Below are 17220 nucleotides of genomic sequence, written 5' to 3'. Positions count from 1 at the left end.
GCGCACACCCAGGCCCGCTCCGGCGGGCCATCTCTCTGACAGGGCGCGCGGATCCTCCGCGTGTTAGCCGTGCGCGGCCCGCGCGCCCTGTCGCCATTCAAGGAAACGGCCAATGAGCAAGACCAGCGAAACCACCCAAACCCAGCCGCAGCAGCCCGTGAGCATCCTGCAATCGTTCACCAACCTGGGCATGTTCGCCTCCAAGGACGTTCGCGCCGACACGATCACCTTGCCCAACGGGGCCAAGGCACAGTTCCATGTGCGCGAGCTGCCGGACGCGGAGTTCCGCAAGCTGTGGGGCGAAGGCGATCGCGCCAAGCTGATCGCAGCGACCATCTGCGACGAGGACGGCAAGCCCGTCATGAACGTGGAGCAGGCCGCCCAGCTCAAGCCCCTGGTGGCCGCTGAGCTGCAGCGCGTGGCCATGAAGCATTCCGGCTTCGGCGAGGATGCTGCCCAAGCCCAGGCCGACGCGGGAAACGGCTGAGGCAGCGCGGCGAGGACTGGTTCTGGAAGGTCCTCGCCGGCCACCTGCATCGCACGGTGTCCGAGCTGCAGGCGAGCATGTCGCGCCGGGAGTTCCTGGAGTGGTGGGAGTTCCATAAGCGGAATCCCATCGACCCCGTAAGCCTCCACATCAAGCCCGCTGCCTTCGCCGCGTACATCACCGCCTCACACAGCCAGGGCGGCACCAAGCGCTCCTTTCAGGAGTACCTGGAAACCCTCGTACCACGTTCCGAGGAGGACGAGGCACAGGACTGGTTCGATCGACTGGGATAGCCATGACCGACACCTTTGGGCGCTTTGCCGCCCTCCCGATCGGCCCGCTGCTCGCTGCGCGCGACGGTGGGCTCACTCTTGCCACGACGGCAGCAGCCGACCTCAACCGCTGCGCCCGGTCCGACTTTGCCCTCAGCGCCGGCGTTGTCGGCGTCGAGTTCGCGCTGTGGGGCGATGACGACCTCTCGGCCGTCGTGGGCTTTGTCACGGCAGCAGCGCCCCTCAGCCAAGCGCCGGGCGCGAACGGGGAGGGCATCGGCTGGGAACTGGCCACGGGTCGCCTGATCCAAGGCATTGGCGCGATCGCAACTGGTCTGCCCGTGGTCGCGCTGGGCGATATCGTCGGGATGCGGGTCTCCTTCGGCAGTCCCTCCAGGCTCCACCTGTACCTCAACGGCGCGCTGGTCCACCAGCGCGACCTGCTGCTGTCCGGTCCGCTCCACTTCGCCGCCGCACTGGCTGCGACGAAGGCCGGTGGGCTGTGTCTGGCCGTAAACGCTGGGCAGTGGGGCGCCCGCAGCGATGCCGCTGTTGCCGGTTGGAAGCTGGACCAGGTCCAGGCGCCGACCACGCGGCTGGCCGACGATGACTGGCTCTCCGCACCAGGCGATAGCCCGGCCAATGCCCGTTACGAAGGGCTGGTCGCCGAGGGCGTCAACCTCGTCCAGGAGCTGAGCTTCTGGCCCTGGGGGGGCGATCCGGTATCGCAGACGGCGGCGGCGGAATGCGTGGCCGCCGACGCCGAGGGGCTGCTGGATGACCTGGCATTGTCCGGTGCCTCGGGGGCTGCGGTGCGCATCCTGCAGGTGGATGACGGCGGCATGCTCGCCGACGCCGCTCCGGTGTTCCGCTGTGTCATCGATCAGATCGAGGTGAACGACGACGGCAGCAAGACTCTGCATCTGCGTGACGCGCACGACTACCTGGGCCAGACCATCAACCGGGGCGTGTTCCTGCCCAACATCACGTCGCTGGCCTGGAAGCCGCAGCCGGTAGTGATCGGCGCGGTGGCCAGCGTGCCGGCAGCCGGCGCCAATTCGGATGCGACAGCGATGTTCCTGGCCGACAGCCCGGTGCACGTAAACGCTGTGATGGACCGTGGCGATCTGATGGAAGACGGCACCTTTAGCATGGTGCCGGACGGCCAGCAGCTGCTGCTGAAATCTCCGCCCGTCACCCCTGTGGTGGTCGATGGTTCGAGCATCGGCCCCGGCATGGCCCCGGCGCGCCTGGAGCAGGCCGTGGGCGACGTGATGGCTCGCCTCGGGGCAGGGGCTTGGTCGGCAGCGGACTGTGCAGCCGTGGACGCTGCAACCGGCTACGCCGGTATCGGCTACTACGCCGGAGCCGCCATCACGGGCAGGGATGCCCTGAACGCGATGCTGCCCAGCTACGGTGTCGGGTGCTACCAGGATCCCACCGGTGTACTGCGCTTCGTGCAGGTGGTCGCACCGGAGACCTACCAGGGGCAGCCGACGTTTGAGATCTCGGAAGCCGACATGGCCAGCGACCTGGTCGGCGTCCCGGACGACGCACCCAATCTCACCCGGCGCATGGCCTACCGGCCGAACGCGCAGGCCCTCGGCGCCTCCGACCTCGTCACCGACGTGGTGGACGTGCCGCAGAGCCGCCGTGACGAGCTGACGGGCCTCTACCGAGGTCAGGTGTTCGCTGCGGGCGCACTGGACGCACACTACCGCCGCGCCGACGCCGCCGATCCGGTCATTTCGCTGTTCTGGCATGCCGCCGATGCGCAGGCCGAGATCAACCGCGTCGTGGCGATGTATCAGCGGCAGCGGTTCTTCTACCAGGTCGCCATTCGCGGTGATCAGGACATGGCTCCGCTCCCTGGTCAGATCGGCCGGCTGACCTACAGCCGCTACGGCCTGGCCGACGGCAAGCCGGTGCTGGTGCGGCGCGTGGAGCGCAACCCTGCCACGGGGGACGTGGTGCTTACCCTGTGGGGCTAGGTATGCGAGACGTTCGCCAATTCGATGTAGTGGTCGCGAAGTTCCAGCCGCGGCGCCGAGACGACTTGGTGCCTGGGGCCTCGGACCTCATCGGTCAGGAGGCCAAGTGGAAGGCGTGCTGGTTGATCGAGGAAGGAGAGTATGCCGGCGAATGGGCGATGACGATGCTTCCCGCTACCGGGCAGCTCAGCCCGTTCGCATGGGTGCCGTCGGGAGATCTTGAATGTTGATTGGATATGGCATGCCGGCGGTGGAAACGGCTACCCTCACCGGTGGAACGTGGTTGTCGAACGACCAGGGCGCGGCGCTCTTCGATGGCAAGCCGGGGCGATCGTCGCGGATCCGGCGCACCGGTTCGCTGGCGATCACGATCACCCTGGCCGAGGCCGTTGTGCCGGAGATCGTCGCCGTCCTCGGCCTCAACATCCCGCCCGGCGTGCAGGTGAGCGCTGCTGGCGCGACCGGGACCACCGTGCGACTGCCCGACGGTAGTGTGTGCGCGTGGCTGTTTCCGCAGGCCAGCGCCCTGCTCTCGACAGTGTCCGTCGAGATCGCCACAACTGCCACGAACGTGGACGTGGGCGAGATCGCGATCTTCCGGGCAGTTGAGGTGGGCATCAGCGACGGCTGGGCGGTGGCCACGATCGACACCAGCGTGCACACCCGCACCAAGGGTGGGCAGGTCAACACGGTTCCTGGGCCTCTGTACCGCCGGCTGACGTGCACCTTGTCCGGCCGGGCGACAGCTGCCGTGCGCGGCGGTGGACTGGGCGGGACCGATTGGGAGACGGTGGCGGCAGCGATCGCGGGGCGCCGGCGCTCCTGCGTTGTGCCGCAGTACCGGGACATGGTCAGCAAGGCGTTCGACCCGCTGCTGGCGGCGCGGTCGGCGCTCTACGGCTATCCGACACAGCTACCGTCGGCGGAGAACATAAGCCGGCAGTACTTCACCGGATACATGGAATTCGAAGAGGTTCCGGCGTAGCTGTTTGTTGAGGCTCTAAGAGAGTGCGAGAATCGGCGTGGAAGACTGACACGGGGATCGCAATGAGAAATCCAATGGCTTTGACAGCGGCTGCCGTCGTGCTGGCCTCGGGGATGCTCCTTGCCTCCTGTGGCGGCACGTCGCCAGAGCAACGCGCCTACCGCGAGGCGAGCAAGAATTGCCAGCAATGGGTCAAAGAGTCGGCCAAGAACCCATCCTCGGCGAAGATCCCGCAACCGGCCTCGGTCCGCAGCGCCAGCGGTCAAATCATCGTCCAGTGGAAGCATGGTGAGGGGCTGACGCTGATGAACGGTTTCGGCGCAAACGTCGACTCCACCGCGCGATGCACCATGTCGTTGGATGGCCACTTCCTGAAGGAGCTGGTGATCAACGACGAAGTGATCCGAAGATCGTCCTCCGACTGAGCGATCGTCAACAGAAGCCGCCCAATGGGGCGGCTTTTTTGTACCCATCTCGGCCCGCCATGTGCGGGCTTTTTTTGTGGATGACGGCATGAGCCTTTACACCCTTACCGTAGACCTGTTGCTGAAGTCGGGTTCGTTCGAGAGAGACAGCGGGAAGGCCGCGCGTGTTGTAAAGCGCGACATGGAGACAATCCAGGCATCAATGTCGGATGCTTCGCGTCGTGGCGCGGATGAGGTGTCTGCTGGATTCCGCCGCGTGGCCTTCGAAGCTGTTGGGATGACCTCGGCCTTGGCGGCGGTGAAAGCCGTGATTGGGAAGGCCGATGAGTGGACCAACCTGAACAACCGGCTTCGTCTCGTCACCAAAGACCAAGCGGCGTTCGTCGCTGCCCAGCAAGACGTTGTGCAGATCGCCAAGGCTACGCGGCAGCCGCTCGGCGCGACCGCCGAGCTGTATCAGCGCATCGCAATGAATCAGGACGCACTGGGGCTTTCCGGAGCGGGTCTTGCGCGAGTCGTCGAGACCATCAGCAAAACGATGGTGATCAGTGGCAGCAGCGCGGCAGCGGCCGAGGGCGCGTTGATTCAGTTGGGGCAGGCGTTCGCATCTGGCGCACTCCGGGGTGAGGAACTGAATTCAGTGCTGGAAGGCGCTCCGGCGCTCGCGCAAGAGATTGCTAAGGGGCTGAATGTCCCGATGGGCAAGCTGCGCGAACTTGGGCAAGCCGGAAAGTTGAGCGCTGACCAGGTAATCAACGCTCTCCAGCGCCAGGCCAGTGCGGTTGACGACGCGTTCGGCAAGATGGACGCGACGGTTGGCCAGTCACTGACCCTGCTCAATACCAATCTTTCGGAGATGATCGGGCGCGCGGACGATGCGACTGGCGCCTCCCAGGCACTTGCTGCTGGCATTGGCCTGCTGGGCAGCAACCTTCAGACGGTCGCCGTTGCCAGCGCCGCAGTGGCCTCCGGCCCATTGGTGAAGGCGCTTCTGTCGCGGGTTGCGGCGGCAAACGCTGCGGTCGCCGCAGATCGCGCTGCAGCCGCGCAGAGTCTGGCAGCCGCTCAGCAGTTGGAGCTTCGTACGCGAGCGGCAATGCTGGATGCTCAGGCCGAAGCCCGCCGGATGCTGGTGATCGGCGGAAGCGTTTCGGTAAGTGCCAAGGCTGCTGCCGCGACGCTCGAGCACAGGCAGGCGACGTTGCTGCTCGCGCAAGCACAGGCTCAGGCCGCGACGGCAAACGCTGGGTGGCTGGCGCGTGCTGGCTCGGCGACGTTGTCAGTGCTTGGTGGCCCCGCGGGCATCGTTACGATGCTGGCGACGGCGGCAGCCGGCTGGCTGCTCTTCCGGGACAACACCAACACAGCGGCGGCGGCGCTCATTGACTTTGGCGGCGCCGCTGACACCGCCATCGAGAAGTTCCGCGAACTCAATCGCCAACAGCAGGCCGGCGAGATTCTGCGCCTGCAGAAGGAGATCGATGCGAACTATCGAACCATCACGGGTTCCATCACCGAGATGGTTGCGGCTGCTACAAACTTCTCCGCCGTCGGCCAGGCATCTGCGTTCATCCAGGAGACGGAACGGCTGGACGCGGCATTCAAGGCGGGGAAGATCAGCGCGGATGACTTCGCGAGCGGGCTGGACGCGGCCTGGAAGGCGATGATTGAGGGCTCGCCGGCCGCAGCCGCCGTGGCCAAGAGCCTCACGGAAGAGACCGCTGCCGCGGCGACTGCTGGCAGGGAGGTCGATCGTAAGCGTGCGATCCTCGACGCCTTCACGGGCAGCAGTAGCCAAGCGAAGAGCGCAACCGACGCCCTGTCGGGTTCGTTCAACGTTCTGGGCGACTCGGCGGGCGCCGCGGGCAAGCGCATCGCGTCTGCAATGCAGTCGCTGCCGGGCCAGCTCGCCCGCGTCGGCAAGAGCGCGGCCGAAGTCGCAAAGCTGGACGTGAATGACTGGTTCAAGGAGGCCCAAGCCAGCGGCGTCGACTTCTCCAAGCGCGATGATCCCAAGGTCAAGCAGTACATCGAGCAGGGTGCACAGTACATCCGGCTCCAGACGGAGCTGGCCGCTGCGCAGAAGAACTTCACGGAGTCGCGCAAGGCGTCGGCAGCCGCAGAGCGCGCCGGCGCCAAGGATCGCAAGGCAGATGCGGAAGCGATCAAGCGCTACAACGAGCAGGCTGCAATGGCCGCGGCAACCATGGCCGGGCCGCTGGCCGAGGCCACCGAGCGACAGAAACTGCTCGAGGACAAGCTGAAGGAAGCGCTGAAGGAAGGGCGCATCGAGCGGGCCGCGTACAACACGCTGGTCCTGGAGTCGCAGAAGGCGTTGGAACAGTCCAGCGCGGAGATCAAGAAGGCCCTGGCCAGCCCCGAGGCGCTGCTTGCGACGATGGATGCCGAGGTCGCCATGCTCGGCAAGGTCGGCCGTGCGCGCGAGCTGTCGCGGCGCGAGATGATGAACGAGCGGGACATGCGGCAGGAGCTGCAGAAGGCGGTGGAGGCTGCTGGCAGCAAGGAAGCGCTGGCGCTGTCCAAGGGGGCGGCGAGCTACGAGCAGTACGAGCAGGCCATGCTGGACGCCGCCCGAGCATCGGCCGATCTGTCGCTGCGCGTGGAGGAGGCCGCTGCCAACGTTGAGGCGTGGGCGAACGTGGTAGTCAACGGTGTGGGCGATGCCGCCGACGCCATGGCCGACTTCGTTGCCAGCGGCATGCGCGACTTCGACAACCTGTGGGACGACCTGAAGGATGCCGCCAAGCGCGGGCTGCGTGACCTGGCGCGCGAGTTTCTGCAGCAGAAGATCGTGATCCCGATCCAGACGCAGATCCTCAACGGGATGAACGGCCAGGGCGGTGGCCTGAGCCTGCAGAGCATCATGGGGCTGTTCGGTGGCAATGGCGCCGCCGGCGGCGGTCAGAACCTGGGGACCATAGCCGGGCTGCTGTCCAAGGGCCAGGGGCTGTTCAGTGCGGGCGCGGGTGCGGCGAGCAGCGGCGCCAGCGCCGGCAGTCTGCTCGGCTTCGGCAACAACGTTGCCGCCCTTACCGGTGGCGGCGCAGCCGCAGCGGGTGGTTCTTCCGCTGCTGCTGGTGCCGGTGCGGCTGGATCTGCTGCTGCGGCGGTCCCGATCATCGGCTGGATCGTGGCCGGCATGATGAAGAACGCCGAGCTGTTCGATCAGGGCTGGAACATCGCCAACGGGGAGAGCTGGGCCGGCAAGATCGCAACGGCCGGCGCGGTGGGCCTCGCCGATAAGACGTTCCGCGGGCTGGGGTTCAATGACAAGGTCGCATCGATCCTGTCCGGGTCGAGCATCCACGCCAAGCTTTTCGGCCGCGGCGCGCCGAAGATCACCGGCCAGGGCTTGACCGGCTCGTATGGGTTCGGTGGCTTCGACGGCCAGACCTACGCCGATATCAAGCAGAAGGGTGGCTTGTTCCGGTCCGACAAAAAGTGGACGCAGTATGGCGCTGTCGATCCCGGCATCGATCGCACGTTCGACATGGCCGCCCGTCAGGTCCGCGGTGCGGCAACGGGCCTGGCCAAGCAGCTCGGCGTCGACCTGACCCAGCAGCTGGGTGGCGTGCGGGTGAGCCTGGGCAAGCTGCAGCTGTCGGCGGACTCCGCCGAGGCCAAGTCGCAGCTGGAGGCGTACCTCGGTGACATGACCAACCGGCTGTTCACCGAGGCGGTGAAGGCTGCCGGCTTCGGAGGCCAGCTGGACGGCTACTTCGAGGCGTCGGATGTGTTCAACGCGCTGAGCGCGTCGATCGCACTGGCGGTGGGCAATGCCGACGAGCTGGGCCGCGCCCTCAACGGGATGGAGGTCGACAAGGTCAACAAGGCGGTGGACTACTTCCAGGACCTGGCCAGCGTTGCCGGCACGGACCTGGCCACCCAGGTCGAGAAGGTGACCGGATTGCTTGGGAACTACGCTTCGCTGATGGCGGACGTTTCCACGCAGCTTATGACCGGCGACCTGTCCAGCTACCAGCAGCAGGCCCTCAGCATCGAGCGGACGTACCGGCAGCAGGTGAAGTCGGCCAACGACTACGCCAAGGCCCTGGGCCTGTCCGGCGCCCGTGCCGAGGATCTGGCCAAGATCGAAGCGCTGCGCGCGATGAACATGGGCAAGCTGCAGGCGCAGATCGACAAGGATAAGAAGGCCATGCAGTACGGCCTGTCGATCAGCGACCTGTCGCCGCTGACGGACCAGCAGAAGCTCGGCGAGGCCATGAAGGAGCTGGAGCGGGCCGTGGCCGGTGGCGACACCAGCGCGGCCCAGGCGGCGGCGCAGGCCGCACTTGGCTTTGGCCGGAACCTGTACGCCAGCGGCAAGGACTACAACGGGTTGTACGACCAGGTGACAGGGCTCATCGACGGCATGAAGGTCGGCGACCTGAACACCGAGGACGGCACCAGCATGGGACAGCTGGCGGACGCGATCGAGGCCCTGCCGGACAACTTCAGCCGTGCGGTGTTCGACCTGGTGGTGAACAACGAGTCGCAGTCCCAAACCACGGCGGCTGTGCAGCAGAGCAATGCTCTGCTCACCGAGCAGAACCAGTTGCTTCGCGAGCTGCTGTCCACCACCACCCAGGGCGTCCGCGCCTCCAGCAGCAACGCGCTGCGCCAGGCACTCAACGCGAGGTAATCCGCAATGCAAGCAAGGAAACTCACGCTGGTGGAGATCGGCGTGGGCGCGCTGCCGTCGCCGTCTCCGGCGGCGCCGCGCTACTCGAACTGGTTCCCGGTCGTGCACCGGCCACCCGAGGTGCCACCGGTGGATGGGGTGACCCCCAACCCGGTGGCCGACGGTGTGCTGCTGGAATGGCCGGCGGTCGATCTGGCCGGCGTCGTGTACGTGGTCGAGCGTGGCCCCTCTCCGGAGGGGCCATGGACCGAGATCTATCGGACCACCGACACGCGCTACTTCTACAGCGACAACACCGGCACCAAGTGGTGGTTCAAGATCACGCCGACCGTGCGCGGCCGGCCGGGCTCGGGCTCAGTCGTGGAGGCTACGCCACCGCCTACCACGGCCGAGCTGATCAAGCAGACGGAGCGGATCACGAAGGAGATCGCAGACCGAATGGAGGCAGATGCCGCAGAAGCGGCCGCGCGGGCCGATGGCCTGGCTGCCGCTGCGCGGGATCTTCTGGCTGAGGCGGATCTGCGGCAGCGTGGGGTGTCCGACGCAATGGAGGCGATCGCACAGGAGGCGCAGGCCCGGGTCGACGGCCTGCTGAATGAACGCCTCGAGCGCGAGGCTGCCATCACGCTGGAGACGCAAACCCGGCAGAGCGACGTGGAATCGCTGTCGCGCGCGCTGTCCGAGGTTGCGGCTGGCAGCGGGACTCAGTTCGACAGCCTGCGCATCTGGTACTTCGACACCACCGTGGAGGAGTGGACCGGCAACGGTGCGCCACCGACGGTGGTCGATGGCTGGCTGCGGCCGGCCAACGACACCGAGAACCCGTATATTCAATCGCCGGCAGCCCTGGGCATCGACGGCAGCGCCTACCGCTTCGTCAAGCTGAGGGTGAAGCGCGTTGGCGACGCCGCGTGGGACGGCTTTCTGCAGTGGATCACGCTGGTCGACCAGGCGTGGGACGTGGACAAGCGGGCGGCGATCCCGGAGCCGCGGTGGGACGACAATGGCGTTGGCACGGTCGACGTGGCCGATATCGCCTGGTGGCCGGGTGAGGTCGACGCCATCCGGCTGCAGTTCGGCGCGACCCAGACCGTCTCCAGCTACTTCATGACCGACTGGGTGGCCATCGGGCGTCCGACGCCCGGTGCCGGCGTTGCGCTGGTCCAGGAGGAAGCCCGCGCCCGTGTAGCGGCGGACGTGGCCGAGGCCAGCAAGCGCGAGACGCTGGCCGTGCAGCTGCGGGGCGACTACGAGGGCAGCGACCTGTCCCAAGTTCCAAGCGGCCTGTTTGCTGCTGAGCGCGATGCGCGAGTCTCGGCTGATGAGGCCAACGCCAGCGCCATCGATGTGATCCAGGCGCGGATGCCGACGGGCGACGGGACGGTGGCTACGGAGGCCAGCGTCACCGAGGAACGCCAGGCGCGCGCAGACGGCGACAGCGCCAACGCTGAGGCGATCGAGCGGGTGTCCGCGAGGATGCCCGCCGGCGACGGCAAGGTGGCCTCTGCGGAAGCGCTGGATGCCGTCTCGACCCGTGTGGAAGAAACGGAGGAGGGCATCCGGGCAGTCGGCGACAGAACGTCGTCGCTGGAAGCGCAGGTGACGTACAAGCACGCGGGCGACCGGGACTGGAACGCCGGGGACCGTGACGTGCGCGCGGGCGTGAAGACCTGGCAGTCCGTGATCGCCCAAGGCGACCGCGCCGTCGCCAAGCAGGTGGAATCGGTCCGGGCAGAGCTGGGCGAGTTCGAGGCCACGGCCACGCGGTCCATCGAGGTCATCGCCACGGAGCAGAGCGCCCAGGCGGTGCAGATCCAGCACCTGGGCGTCGAACTGGACGGGAAAGCCTCAGCGGACTACGTCGAGGAGATCAGCGCCCGGGTCGACGTGACCGAGCAGGGCATCGAGGCATTCACTGGCCAACTGCAATCGGTGAAGGCTGAGGTGGACAGCAAGGCCAGCGCCGAAGTGGTCCAGGGCATGGAGGCTCGCGTCGTGCAGAACGAGAACGGGCTGACCCAGGTGTTGGCGCGGGCGTTCCTGAACGTCATCGCCAACAGCGGCAGCGGCCCGCTGATCGGCGGCATGGTCATCGAGAACAACGGCCAGGTCATCAACACCCGCTTTTCCAGCAACACGTTTGAGGTCATCTCGCCCGGAGCCAGTGAGGGGATGGAGTGGCGCGGAGGCTTCCTTCGCGTCTGGAAAGGATCTGCTCAGCGCATCATCGGAACCAACTTCGGTGCCGCCGGCGACAACCTGGTCGACTACTTCGGGCCGAACGTCGGTGCGGGTGCTGCGTCGAAGGCCAACGCCGTGATGTGGATGGATGCCAACGGCAGTGCCTACTTCGGTGGCCAGCTGTCGGCGGGCATCCTGCGTAACGCGGTCCAGACGACGACCACTCAGACGGTCGGCGTGGAACTGGTCAATGGTCCATTCGCCACCAACGGCCGCGTGCGGAGCGTCACGGTCAGCTTTTCCCGTCGACATGTGCGGACGAAGACCACCTATGGCAGCGACGGCTTCGTTGCCGGCGCGGGCCAGAACACGGCGCGTGTGGAGGTCTACCGCCGGGTGGGGGAGGGCGCTGAGTCGTTGTGGCAGGTGCTGAACGTCAGCGGTTCGGTAGTGATCCTCAATGAACAGGATGGCCCTGACAACGCCACGTCCACCTGGGGCGGGTCATTCACCGTGAACGACACCAGCACCAGTGCGCAGACGATGACCTACCGCGCGGTGATCACCAGTTTCACCGAACAGGACGTTAGGCACGAGTCCGGCTCGTTCCAGCAGCAGTCCATCACGCAGAGCCTGTCGATCATCTCGGTCGAGAACTGAAACAGCTCAAGGCACGGGCCGGCATGTCCGGCCCGCTTTGCCGTGGGCGATCAACAGCAGAGAACACACATGCCGCAGAAACTCATTGACCAAACGACCATCCAGCCGGATGGCCGCCCAGGCGACGACGCATTCACCGCGTTTGCGACCTGCAACGACAACTTCGAGGACGCCGAACAGCGTCTTTCCGCGCTGGAAGGTGGGTCATCGAACATCGGACAAGATGTTGCCGACCTCAAAACCGGCCTCCAGCAGGAGCAAGAAATCCGGCTGCAGGGCGATGATGCGCTGGGTCTGCGCATCGACGCTGAACAAGCTGCACATCAGGCGCTGGCGCAGTCGCTCGGTGCGCGCTTCATCGGAAAGAACCGAATTATCAATGGTTCGATGCGTTGGTGGCAGCGTGGGACCAACTTCACTTCGCCGGGTTACTCTGTTGACCGCTGGTATTTCAACGCAGGCGGAGTCAACACCCCAAGCGTTTCGCGCAATCCAATTACACCGGGCAGTTCTGATACCGAGTGCATCTACTTTGCCAAGATCGCATATGGTGCTGTGACTGACGCTGCAAACCATTACGTTGTGCTTGAACAACGGATGGAGAACGTCACCACGCTCGCGGGTCGAACGGTAACCTTGAGCTTGAAGGTGTTCAACAGTGGCGCGGCAGGCCGACAGATTGCCATCGAATTTGGTCAGAGCTTCGGGGCTGGCGGTAGCGCGCAGGTGTCAGGTATCGGTGCAGCGAAATACAGCCTCGAAGCTGGCCTAAACACCATCACTCACATCGCTCAGATCCCGTCCATCAGCGGCAAGACTGTTGGTGCCAACAGTTCTTTGATTCTGACTCTTTGGGCAACAGGGGGGAGCAACTTCAACGCTCGTAACGCATCGCTTGGTGCGCAAGCTGGTGATGTGCATTTCACGCAGGTGCAGGTCGAAGAAGGTTCTTCAGCAAGCGCTTTCGAGTACCGACATGATGAGTTGGAACTGATGTTGTGTCAGCGCTTCTACGAGAAGAGTTACGACATCGGTGTACTCCCGGGCTCGGTTTCCGTCAACGGTCGCGTCAATCGCTTCTACGACAAGCAGGGTGGCGGCAGCACCGCCGACGTGCGGTTCACTGTCCGAAAGCGCGCATCGCCGGCAGTTGCGATCTACAACGATCAAACCGGGCAGATCAACAGTATTTCCGCCGCCAATGGTGCGTCGGGTACGGTCAGTTCTGTGATCAACATTGGCGAAACCGGATGCCAAGTGAACTACTTACCGGCGAGTTCGTGGGGTGCTGCTTTCCACTACACGGCAGACGCGGAGATTTAATCATGTACCAACTCACGAACGATCCCGATGTTATTCGCTGCGTCGACACCGGCGCGTTCATTCCGCGCGGCCACTACCTGTGGCCCACCGAGTGGTTGGAGAACAACACGCCCCTGCCGAAGTCCCCGCCCGACCCGGGCTTCCAACTGCACACACCAGCTCACTACCGCTACATCCGTGACCAGGCATTCGGTTGGATGCGCGGCGAGGCGGTAGAGCGCGGCTACGACAGCATCGAGTCGTGCGCCAGCTACTACAACAGCGGCGTGGAGCGGTATCGCCTGGAGGCGCGGGCGATGGTGGCCTGGCGCGATGCTGTGAACCAGGCGCTGGAGCAGTTGGTGCTGGCGCCGCCGGAAGGCATCGACACCTGGGACGAGGTGCGCGCGCTGCTGCCGCAGCCGGAGACATTCGCCTGGCCGAAGAAGGCGGAGCTCCCGCTGGACACTGGAAGCCCCGACGTCGTCCTCTAAGCCGCCTAACACACCAGATTCTGTCGAGGGTGCGCGTTGCGTCTCCTAGGGGGCTGATCCATCGATGGGCTGCTACACGCTGCAAGCTGCGGCCCCGACGGACCGCAGCGTCTACAGGGTCTCTCGGCCCTTCTTACTTCGGATTTTCCTTGAACGGCGGCTTCACGGTTACGACGCCCGTGCAATTCCCAACGCAGCCCCCGGAACCGCCAAGGTTGGTTCCGCCACCGCCACCGCCGCCACCGCCACCGCCACCGCCACCGCCGCCGCCGCCGCCTGGGTTCGAAGTCTGAGGCGTCGCTTGGCCGCCGAGGTAGCTATTGCTGTCGGTCATCGTGTAGGTCACGCATGACGTTCCGTTGCACACCACGATCTTGTCGTTGGGTTTGACAACGATCTGAGTCCAAACCGCCGTCGTGTGCCGAACATCCCAAGCCCACGCATCAAGGAAGGTCTGGGTTCCTGGCCCTGGCATTGGGGTTTCTAGGCGGCACGCTGAGCAAGGCAGCGGGCCGTAAGTTTGGCCGCCTTCGGTTGCTTTGGCGTAGAAGACCCAGCCACAGACCGCCACCAGCGCGATGGAGAGCACTGCATTGGTACTACGAGACATCAGAAATCCTTTCTGGTTATTGGCAGCAGTTCTTGTAAATTGCATCGGCTCGTCTGATGGCCGCCTGCTGCTCAGCGGCGCTCAGTTCCTTCTGGTACATGCCGAGCAATTTTTCCGAGAACGCTGAGGGCATTGCCCTTTTGGCTGCCAAGTAATAGGCAAAGGCTTCGGTCGGATTCTTGTTCACAATTATGCCGTTGGCGTTAGCGCGCCCGAGGGCAACCAAGGCATCAACGCTGCCTTCGCTCGCAGCGGCATTGAGGAATGAGACTGCGTCAGTCTTCCATTCGGCAACGGCTTCCGGGTTCTGTATGGCTGCACGTGAACCGCCAAATGCCGATTCGGTATCGGTAGCGTAAAGGAGCATGGCTTCAATAGAACCTTGACGCGCGGCTTTGATCAGCCACTTTCCTGGAGGCGAAAGGCTGGAGTCTTTCAGTAGCGAGGAGCACTCCTTCAGACGCCTCTCAGAGGATTCCAGTGCACCTTGCTGATCTGATTTGCTCGCTAGCACAGCTGCGGACTGAATTTCGTCCGGTGACCCTGCGTTTCTGCAATCGAGGGCAGCGAGATAGATCTCGTAGGTTGCAATGCTATCGCCAGCGTCCGACGCAGCTATGCGAGAGAGGATGAAGTCTTTGGCATCGCCACTAGGGCGGAAAGCGCCATTGCGCGAAACGGCAAATGCTCGTGATCCCACCGGTTGCACGACAGTGGGGTCAAGCTTTCGCTGAGAGATGAGAGACGTGTACGGCTTCGGTGTGTTGCGATCTGGTGCTGAGGTCGACCTGCCGCTGGTCTCGACTTGCTCGGCGCGAGTGTCGCGTCCGGTGCTTCTCGCATTGATTGCGATGATGCCTACGGCCGCTGCCAGCAGGACAGGTACTACGATCAAGATCTTTTTCAATTTCGTACCGCCGAAGCCAAGTAATTGCCAATTGCCTCCTGCAAAGTCGCAATGTGCTGTTCCCTTGTCAATCGGTCGCGCACTGCATTTCGTGTAAGGAAATTCCTACGGGCGAGCGCTTGCTAGCGGACGTTGGCCGCCATGATCGGACCATCATCATCGTCATGCCTGAGCACGTTGACGCCCGGCTTATCCCTGATCCATCCGGCTTGCCCGAAGCAGGCGGAGCTGCCGCTGGATGGACTGGCACCACAGCCCGTGACTTGATCCTCACGCGGCGGCAACGACGCTTGCGGCGAGATGGCAGCCATGTGCTATTCCGCCCAGATCACCGCCGCCTATCAGAAACTGGTCCGCATGACCGGCGCCACCCTGTCGCTGCAGGAGTTCGCCGCGCTCTACGCACACGACCCGGGCAAGAAGCGGCCCAAGACGCCGAAGGCCATGGATGACGCCTTCCGGGCCGGCGCGAGCCCGGCAGAGCTGGCGGTGTGGGCCGAGATCGAGCAGTGGAACAGGGCCGAGGCCACCATCCTGGAGCAGGAGCTGTTCGCCAACCGCAAGCGGCTGGCCGACGCCGAGCGGGCGCTCCAGGTGAAGGAGACGAAGAAGGCGCGGGAGGACGTTCGGATTGCCGGCAACAAGATTGAGCGGGCCAAGGCGCGGCTGGCGGACCTGCAGCGCGTCGAGCCGAAGGATCGCGACAGCCGTATCTTCCCCGGCGTCTACGCCCCGGTGATCGTCTCCGAGGCCGGGAGGTTGGTCATCAAGCCGATGCGCTACCAGTGCCGCCTGGCCGGGAAGCCGGCCAACTACGACCAGCGCTTCCCCGGCACGTATAACGCCCGTCGCGACAGCCTGGAGAAGTTCTGGGCGCCGGCGTTCGGGCACACCCACGGCCTGATGGTGGTCGACACCTTCTACGAGAACGTCGAAGGCCCGGACGGGAAGAACCAGGTGGTGCAGTTCACCCCGCGCACGGGCGAGCCGATGCTGGTTGCGTGCCTGTGGTCGCACTGGAAGGATCCGGCCGGCAAAGAGCCGGATCTGCTGTCGTTCGCTGCCATCACCGACGAGCCGGAGCCCGAGGTGGCCGCCGCCGGCCACGACCGTACCATCATCAACATCAAGCCCGAGCACGTCGAAGCGTGGCTCAACCCGGACCCCGCTGACCTGGTCAGCCTGTACCGGATCTTTGACGACAAGCGGCACCCGTTCTACGAGCACCGGCTGGCGGCGTAGGGAACCCCCGATCCTGCCGCGCGCGGTTGCCCGATGGCGCATGGCCGGCGCAAAGGGCATGTTGGACCTGCCGGACCCGGGGCCGATGGCCGCTCAACCCGGGAGCGCGTGAGCTGCGCCGCGCCGGCACTCAGTCCGAACGATTCAGGCAGGTCGCTGCCGCTTCGCAAGATTTGCGACGGGCAGCCGTATTCTCTCGGCCATGCTTCCCTCGCACGGCTATCAAGGCTTCCGCACCGCTCCGATCCCCTGTGGCTGGGTCCAGACCGGTGAGCGGTGGGCGCTCTGGTACAACGGCAGGGAGACGGCCAGCGTCATTCCCGATGGCGGCCCAGGCGTGCGCCTGTGGATGGAGGGCCAGAAGATGTGGCAGGTGAAGGAAGTGCGCGCGGCCAACGTCCGACAGGCGAAGCGGTACGCCGAGCGCTGGTGCGCGGCCAGGCTCTATCCCGATCTGCCACTGCGCCTGGCGGTTGCGCGGCTGACCGACAGCACGCCGATCCAACCGGAGCCCCCGCTGCCGGGCCTGCCGCCAACCCGCGAGCAGCAGCAACAGGCCAAGCGCCTGGCTGAGGCCGGGGCTGCGGAACTGGCGCGAATCAAGGAAGCGCTGGATTTGCGCCGGTCGCCGAAGGAGACGAAGCCCCGCCCGAAGGACCCGCGAAAGGCTTGGGTGAGGGCGGGGCTGCGGCAGCTGCGTCATGACGTTTGACCGCTTAGCCTCCAGAAAACTTCCACATAGCTCCTTGCGACACAAGGGCTACAGCATGCCTGCTCCAGAAATCAGTTCAATGCAAGTCTTTGATTCTGTTCCACAGTCAGGCAGACTTCTAAGCCGGCGGTTACAGGTTCGATTCCTGTCGGGCGCGCCATTGGCGAGCACCGGGATCGCATCGGCGGATGTGAAGAAGTGCTTGCAAAAGCGCAAGGACTCCACCAGAATATCGGACTCGCTTCGGCGGACCGAAACTTTGGTGACAGTCCCCAGGCAATGTTCAAGG

General features: G+C 65.0%; 14 protein-coding genes. 11 read left to right on the top strand and 3 right to left on the bottom strand.

From position 1 onward, the window contains the following. The first annotated feature begins 112 nt into the window (after positions 1 to 112). From AC5P5V_RS03710 to AC5P5V_RS03670, 9 genes are all read left to right on the top strand, one after another. Positions 113 to 487: a hypothetical protein gene (locus AC5P5V_RS03710; protein ID WP_053497214.1), complete on the top strand. Its 375-nt coding sequence runs from the start codon at positions 113 to 115 to the stop codon at positions 485 to 487. A 56-nt stretch (positions 488 to 543) separates the two neighbouring features. Then, positions 544 to 780, top strand: coding sequence for a hypothetical protein (locus tag AC5P5V_RS03705; protein ID WP_231109155.1), 237 nt, complete (start codon positions 544 to 546; stop codon positions 778 to 780). Between the two features lie 2 nt (positions 781 to 782). Continuing rightward, on the top strand, positions 783 to 2750 hold the full coding sequence (locus tag AC5P5V_RS03700) for a hypothetical protein (RefSeq protein ID WP_235643131.1): 1968 nt from the start codon (positions 783 to 785) through the stop codon (positions 2748 to 2750). 223 nt (positions 2751 to 2973) lie between these two features. Beyond that, entirely contained in the window at positions 2974 to 3735 is a 762-nt protein-coding gene (locus AC5P5V_RS03695) for a hypothetical protein (RefSeq protein ID WP_235643130.1), read from the top strand. A gap of 74 nt (positions 3736 to 3809) precedes the next feature. Next, positions 3810 to 4160, top strand: coding sequence for a hypothetical protein (locus AC5P5V_RS03690; protein WP_235643129.1), 351 nt, complete (start codon positions 3810 to 3812; stop codon positions 4158 to 4160). Positions 4161 to 4248: 88 nt separating this feature from the next. Continuing rightward, a complete protein-coding gene (locus tag AC5P5V_RS03685) occupies positions 4249 to 8823 on the top strand; it encodes a tape measure protein (protein WP_235643128.1) in 4575 nt (1524 codons plus the stop codon). A 42-nt stretch (positions 8824 to 8865) separates the two neighbouring features. Further along, a complete protein-coding gene (locus AC5P5V_RS03680; protein WP_495215814.1) occupies positions 8866 to 11664 on the top strand; it encodes a hypothetical protein in 2799 nt (932 codons plus the stop codon). A gap of 69 nt (positions 11665 to 11733) precedes the next feature. Further along, positions 11734 to 12987 carry a hypothetical protein gene (locus tag AC5P5V_RS03675; RefSeq protein WP_235643126.1) on the top strand — a complete coding sequence of 418 codons (1254 nt, stop codon included), beginning with the start codon at positions 11734 to 11736 and terminating at the stop codon, positions 12985 to 12987. A gap of 2 nt (positions 12988 to 12989) precedes the next feature. Continuing rightward, positions 12990 to 13460 (top strand): hypothetical protein, encoded by a 471-nt coding sequence (locus tag AC5P5V_RS03670; RefSeq protein ID WP_235643125.1) that lies wholly within the window; start codon positions 12990 to 12992, stop codon positions 13458 to 13460. A gap of 133 nt (positions 13461 to 13593) precedes the next feature. Here AC5P5V_RS03670 and AC5P5V_RS03665 read toward each other — a convergent pair whose 3' ends face one another. The 3 genes from AC5P5V_RS03665 to AC5P5V_RS03655 all read right to left on the bottom strand — a co-directional run bounded on the left by AC5P5V_RS03665 (position 13594) and on the right by AC5P5V_RS03655 (position 15288). After that, entirely contained in the window at positions 13594 to 14070 is a 477-nt protein-coding gene (locus AC5P5V_RS03665; RefSeq protein WP_235643124.1) for a hypothetical protein, read from the bottom strand. A gap of 16 nt (positions 14071 to 14086) precedes the next feature. After that, positions 14087 to 14977 carry an SEL1-like repeat protein gene (locus AC5P5V_RS03660; RefSeq protein ID WP_235643123.1) on the bottom strand — a complete coding sequence of 297 codons (891 nt, stop codon included), beginning with the start codon at positions 14975 to 14977 and terminating at the stop codon, positions 14087 to 14089. 122 nt (positions 14978 to 15099) lie between these two features. After that, positions 15100 to 15288, bottom strand: coding sequence for a hypothetical protein (locus AC5P5V_RS03655; protein WP_495215817.1), 189 nt, complete (start codon positions 15286 to 15288; stop codon positions 15100 to 15102). Between AC5P5V_RS03655 and AC5P5V_RS03650 the strand changes: the two genes are divergently transcribed. Continuing rightward, positions 15287 to 16219, top strand: coding sequence for an SOS response-associated peptidase family protein (locus AC5P5V_RS03650; protein WP_235643167.1), 933 nt, complete (start codon positions 15287 to 15289; stop codon positions 16217 to 16219). The genes AC5P5V_RS03655 and AC5P5V_RS03650 overlap by 2 nt on opposite strands. Before the next feature lie 202 nt (positions 16220 to 16421). Further along, positions 16422 to 16931, top strand: a complete 510-nt coding sequence (locus AC5P5V_RS03645; RefSeq protein WP_235643122.1) for a hypothetical protein — start codon at positions 16422 to 16424, stop codon at positions 16929 to 16931. The last annotated feature ends 289 nt before the right edge of the window (positions 16932 to 17220 follow it).

This window comes from Stenotrophomonas sp. YJH_SMC_130, from assembly GCF_059369035.1.
Note: the sequence above shows the minus strand (reverse complement) of the source record. Positions and strands in the feature narration are given on the sequence as shown.